We start from the raw sequence: 6,120 nt of genomic DNA, 5'->3' as shown, positions 1-6,120 counted from the left end.
CCAGGCAGCCTGAACGACGTCACGTCACCTAAACACAAATAATCCACAAGCCGATATTTAAGGCCTTGTCCATAAGAGCCATCGCTATCGGTCTGCCCGCACCCAGCAAATTACCGGATGCCGTTTTCGGAGCAGCGTAGCCACGGAACGTAAATGCCGTCACTTGCCGTCTCTAAAAGCTTCACCGCGTTGGCCAAAACGGCTAACGTCGCGGTCACCCCAGCGCAAAACGAAACTCACGCGCGAGTTTCGCTACCTCCCTGTCTCCCCACTCCCCACTCCCCACTCCCTGTCTCCCTGTCTCCCTGTCTCCCTGTCTCCCTGTCTCCCTGTCTTTCCCACTTCCCCCTCTCCCCCACTTTCCCCTCTTTGCTGAGGGTTGCAGGGGGAAATCTTCGGAAACCTGAAGTGCTAGCAGATTGGGGGCTTGCTCGTAGGTTGACATTTTCGCTGTTCGGCGCTATCTTCGCCCTCCGCGGCGGGTCTACTTTGGTGGACCTGTTGATTGAAACTCCAGCAGAGCCGCTGTGAAACACCCAAAACTGCTGGCTTCCAAAATTGAAGGTATCGTTTCGACGTGAAGTTAGGTGTTCAGGGAGCCGTTTTTTCCTGGACGCGATGGCTGAGTTCGGGCGTACCGATGAATGAGACCGACTTGCGATGACTGTCGATCTAGAAGCAATTGCCCGACGCGGGCGTTGCGAAGAATCAAGTTTACGAATTGCGTTGCCCCTGATTGAACAAGGATACTCGCCGCCATTTTTGGCGCGGTATCGGCGTGATGAATTGGGGGGGCTGGACGAGGCTAGCTTGTGGGCGCTCGCCGAAGCGCTGCAGGCGGACCGTCAACTGGCCGCGCGACGCGCCGAGTTGCTCGAAAGTTGGCGAGCGACCCCGATTGCCGACCCTGCATTGGGACGGGCGATCGAAAAAGCCAATTCGAAGCGGATGCTCGAGCGTTTGGGCCGACGGATCAAGCTGGAGTCGGGCGAAGCGGTCGATTCCGCAACGCGGCTGGCCGTCCGTGTGCTGAACCCACAAAAGGGTGACGGCGACGACTTGCACGCGATCGCCGAACAGATGGAAACGATCGACGATGCCAACGAAGCCAGTGCGAAGCTGGAAAAATCGTTGGCAGGCCGGTTGGCTGGCGATCCGCGGATGATCAATGCGGCCGTCCAGTGGCTGGGCAAACATGCCAAAATCCACGTGATCGAAATCCATGATCCCCACTCCAGTGCCGATCATGATCATGACGATGCGGCCGAAGGTGGATCCAAGCCAGGCTCGGCCAACGCCAAGGGATCGAAGAGCACAAAATCGGTCGACGCCAAACCGGCGGCGAAAGACGATGCGGCCTTGACCAAGGTGGCCGAGGAATCCGCAACCGAAACGCCTGCGGCCGAAACCGCTGCTACTGAAACGCCTGCGAAAGAAACGCCTGCAAAAGAAACCGCGACTACGGAAGCGGCAAATACTGCGGAAGCCACAGCGACTGGGGAAACCCCAGCGGCCGATGCAGCAGCGGCGGATGCAGCAGCGGCGGATGCAGCAGCGGCGGATGCAGCAGCGGCGGATGCAGCAGCGACGGAAGCGGCTGCGACCAGCGAAGCAGAAAACTCGGTGAAAACCGCAGAGTCTGCTGCTGCGACCGAGACCCCAGCTGCGGAAACCCCAGCGACCGAAACCCCAGCAACCGAGCCGACGGCTGCGGATACGAACGCTAACGAAGCTGCCGCCGAGACCAAGCAAGCGGGCGAAGCTGCCGCTGACGAGTCCGCTGCGGCGGATGCGAAGACGCCTGCTGCGGCCGACGCGAAGAAGGCAAAAGAGCCGAAGACCGAGAAGAAGTCGGAACCGGCTCCGGCTAAGAAACAGAAGAAAGTGTCGCCTCGCCAACGTCGTCGTCGTTGGTTGATGAGCGTGTTGAAGCCGCTGGAAGGCAAGCGAATTCCGACGAACAAGCTCAGCTCGTTCCAAACCGTGATGCTCGCTCGCGCCCTTCGCAGCCAAGTCGCCAATTGCTCGTTCGAGTACGATGCGAATCGTTTGGTTGCCGAGCTGCAAAGCACGGCCGAGCGGATCAATCCGCGTTTGGCCGACATGCTGCGAAGCATTCTGATTGAAAACGAAGCGGACATCCGTGGTGCTGCCGAAGCGGCGTGGTGGGACGAACTGCAAGAGCGTGCGTCGACTCGATTGTTGGGCATCGCGGCGGACCATCTGCGGATGCAAGTCAATCGCAGCGGTGTCGAAGCCAAGGTGGTGATGTCGATCGATGCGGTTGGACCTCGCACTGCGGCCACCGCGATCGTGGCCAGCGATGGCCGTTTGCTGCACTGCGAAGATTTGCCTTGCCAATTATCCGCTGGCATGCGTTCGCAAGCGGTATTGCGAATGGGCGAACTGATTCATGCTCATCACGTCGATCTGATCGTGATCAGCAACGGCCCGGCTCGCCGAGGTTGTTTGGTAGCGGTCAGCGAATTGGTCAAGCAATCACCCGAAAATTCAATCCGCTGGACGTTGGCCGATCGTAGTGGTGCGGACACGTACGCGGGCAGCCAAGTGGCCGACCAAGAGATGCGAACGACACCACGTCGATTCCGCAGCGCGGCTTGGGTGGCATTTTCGGTGCTGCAGCCCGCCGGTGCGATCGCCAAGGTCGATCCGCTGAAGTTGCGTTTGGGTTCGTTCCAGCGTGAGCTGTCCGACCAAGCGTTGATGGATGTGCTTGACGACGTGATGATCAGCGGTGCATCGCGTGGCGGAGTGGACGCCAATGCGGCCCCGACATCGTGGTTGTGCCGACTGCCAGGCGTGACGCCGCAGGTCGCTGACGCGTTGGATGCGGCTCGCCGTAAGGAATTGTTCAAATCGCGAGAGCAGATCGAAGAACTCGAGTCGTGGGGCGACCAAGCGTCGACTCGCCAAGCGTTGCCGTTTCTGCGTGTGTTTGGCAGCGAAGAATCGCTCGATGGGACTTTGATCCATCCCGAGGATTATCCGCTTGCGAAGAAGTTGGCAACGGCGCTCGAGATCGAGCTTCCTCCGTCGACCCCGCCTGGTTACGAGACTCCGAATTTTGATGAGGACGCGTCACCGAAATTGAGCGATGTTGTCGAACCAGCGGCAGCGAGCGAGGAAACGCCGAGCGACGAGGCGGCCGAGGAGAAACCGTTTGGTTTGTCGGCCGAACTCGATACCGCCAATGACAGTGGTGATGCGGCACCCGCAGACCCGCCACCCGAAAGTGTGTCGGCAACCGAGTTGTCGGGAGAAGCGGCGGCAGAGTCGGAAACGGCTGCCAGTGAAAGTTCCGAGTCGGATTCGTCCGCAGGGGATGCGGCCGCGAGTGATTCGTCGGAGCCAGCGGCGGCCGATGCGGCAGCGGATGTCGAAGCAGCCCCGTCGACCGAAGAGTCCAAGCCAGCCGAAGAAGCTGCGGTTTCGATGCGAGTGGTTCGGCCTCGACCTGAAAAGACCAAGATCGACAAGTGCATCAAAGAATGGCAGATCGGTGCCCGCCGGGCTCGTCAATTGGTCAGTTGGTTGTGTGACCCGTTCGGGGACAGCGACGTTGCCGATGGGGCATCCAATGCCGTTTTGACGTCGATGCCGAACTTGAAGACGTTGAAAACCGGCGATCAAGTGATCGGCGTGGTGGTCGGAGTGATGCCGTTTGGCGTGTTCGTCGAATTGGCGCCCGATTGCAGTGGCCTGATTCACGTCAGCCGTGTTTCGGAACAATTCATCGAAGATTTGCACGAGGCAATCCAAGTGGGTGACGTGATCACGACTTGGGTGACCGGCATCGATACCAAGCGTCGGCGAGTGGCACTGAGTGCCATTTCGCCTCAGCGTGAAATCGAACTCGAAGAGATGCGTCGTCAACGCAGCGATCGTCCTCATCGTGGCCAGCAATCGCAGAATCGTGGCGGTGGCAACCGTGGCGGTGGCGGCGGAGCAGGACGTGGCGATGCGGCCGGTGGACAAGCGGCCAAGGGTGGCCGTCCCGATAACCGTGGCGGTCGTGGCAAAGCGGGCGCAGCCGGTGGTGGCGGTGACCGTGGCGGACGACCCGGCGGTGGTGGTGGTCGCGGCGGACGTGACGGAGGTCGTGGACGTGATAACCGAGGTCGCGATCAACGCGGCGGCGGACGCGGCAAGCAATCCGAAACGTACCGTGTCGTCAGCAGCAAGCCGGTCGAACCGATCAGCGATGCAATGCTGAAAGGGGACGAGCCGCTGCGTTCGTTCGGCGATTTGATGCAGTTTGTTTCCAAGGACAAAGCGGAACCCGCCAAAGAAGTAAAGCCGAAGAAGGAAAAGGCGAAACCGGAAGCGTCGGCGGTTGCCGAAGCGACCGAAGCAACTGCGGCCGGCAGTGAGAAGGCAGTGGTTGCCGAAGCGGTGAAAGCGGAAACGCCCAAACCGGAAACGCCAAAGCCGGAAATCACGGAAGCTTCCTCGGCAGCCTCGGGTGACGAGCCCACCAGCACCTCCACGGAACCATCGGCCTGATAGATGAGCGACGATTTTAACGAGCGGCTCGAGTCGGCCATCCAGCGTGGGAAGCAGCGAGCGGAGCGGAAAGCGACCGCAGAGCGGCAGCAGGAGATGTCGGCCGAAGAGCTTCGGCGACTGCACACCTCGTTGCGACTATCGTTGTCGGATCACATTGAGAAGGCGGTGCATCGCGTCGCCGATCATTTTCCGGGATTCCGCACCGAGGCGTTGTTTGGCGAAAATGGCTGGGGAGCGGCATGTTACCGAGACGATCTGCGGATCGAAGCGGGCAAGCGGAGCAACCAATACAGTCGTTTGGAGATGATGATTCGCCCCTACAGTGACTTGAATGTGCTGGAGCTAAAGGGCAAAGGCACCGTGATGAATCGCGAGCTCTTTAATCGCAATCACTTTGTCACGATCGCGGAAGTCAACGAGAGCGATTTTCTGCGTCTGATCGACAGCTGGGCGATCGAGTACGCCGAAGTCTACGCAACCAAGAGCATGTAACCGCGCAGCGGAAGTCGTTAACGACTTTCGTTGGCGTGTTTCCCCCTGGGCGGTTCTTGTCGTTAGCCGTTTTGGCGCTAGCCACGGTTCCGTCGCCGCGTCGGTTTCCGCAGCCACGTTGCCCTCCCCGGAAAACTCGCTGTGGGCTCGTTTTCCGACCCTCCCCGCTTCGCCGGGCGGGTGAGTTCGGCGGAAGATATTGAAAAGGGCAAATTGACAATTGTAAATTGAAAAATGGGGGGGCGCTCCAATGTCGCTCGGCTTTCCACGTCGATGACGCGAGTTGTGGTTGCTGTCGCCCCTGCCGGGGCTTTGCGACTTCGGTTTGACCGCATTCCTTGGGCTCACGCCCAAGGCTAGGTGCTGTCGCCACGTCCGTGGCTGAGAAGTCGGCAATTTACAATTGTCAATTTACAATTTTCCCTTTTCAATGTTCTCAGTTTGCTCCCGTCTTCGCCGGGCGGCTCACATCGGTCGCGGAAGCCGTCAACGGCTTTCGATGTGGTCTTCCCCCAGGGGAGAACGAAACTTTTGACAAGTTTCGCTACGGAGAGGGGGGCTTAGCGTGGCGGGGCGTAGCGGGGGCTTAGCGTGGTTTGCTGGGGGACCAGCCGTAGACGTCGATCAGGGCACCCAACACGACGTCACATAACTGGTTCAGCCGGATGGGCTTGCTGAGCACTTGGTAGGCCTGCATCGATTCGGCTTCGCGGCGGATCTGCTCGTCCAATTCCGCCGACATCAGCACGCAGGCCGGGCGGTCGGGGGTGTCGACGAGTTGACGCATCAAATCGAGTCCCGTGACGCGTGGCATGTGGACGTCGACCAAGGCCAAGTGGACTCGTCGCTTGCGGATCACGTCCAGCGCTTCGTCGCCGTCGCTCGCTTCGCTGACCTGGAAACCTCGGCGCACGAGCCCCTCGCAGACGACACGTCGAAATGCCGAATCATCATCCGTTACCAGCAGGTTGGGCACAATCATAATTAGAACGTCCTCTGCTTGTAGGATCCTTCCGTCCTACGAGCCTACGGGGCACTGCCAAACGGGCAGCCAGGCGAGTACACTATTATAGCTTAGCAACTTTGATGCCGGTGCCATTT

General features: G+C 59.7%; 3 protein-coding genes. 2 read left to right on the top strand and 1 reads right to left on the bottom strand.

Going from position 1 to position 6,120, the window contains the following annotated elements; genetic code table 11:
- Positions 1-660 precede the first annotated feature (660 nt).
- Together ABX962_RS27355 and ABX962_RS27350 are read left to right on the top strand one after the other, a co-directional pair.
- Positions 661-4,524 (top strand): S1 RNA-binding domain-containing protein, encoded by a 3,864-nt coding sequence (locus ABX962_RS27355; RefSeq protein WP_372724174.1) that lies wholly within the window; start codon positions 661-663, stop codon positions 4,522-4,524.
- A 3-nt stretch (positions 4,525-4,527) separates the two neighbouring features.
- Complete coding sequence (locus ABX962_RS27350) at positions 4,528-5,019, top strand: hypothetical protein (protein WP_339946516.1); 492 nt, start codon at positions 4,528-4,530, stop codon at positions 5,017-5,019.
- A gap of 586 nt (positions 5,020-5,605) precedes the next feature.
- Here the strand turns inward: ABX962_RS27350 and ABX962_RS27345 are convergent.
- Positions 5,606-6,001 (bottom strand): response regulator, encoded by a 396-nt coding sequence (locus tag ABX962_RS27345; protein ID WP_372724172.1) that lies wholly within the window; start codon positions 5,999-6,001, stop codon positions 5,606-5,608.
- Positions 6,002-6,120 lie beyond the last annotated feature (119 nt).

The organism is Novipirellula sp., from assembly GCF_041583735.1.
Taxonomy (GTDB): Bacteria; Planctomycetota; Planctomycetia; order Pirellulales; family Pirellulaceae; genus Novipirellula.
Note: the sequence above shows the minus strand (reverse complement) of the source record. Positions and strands in the feature narration are given on the sequence as shown.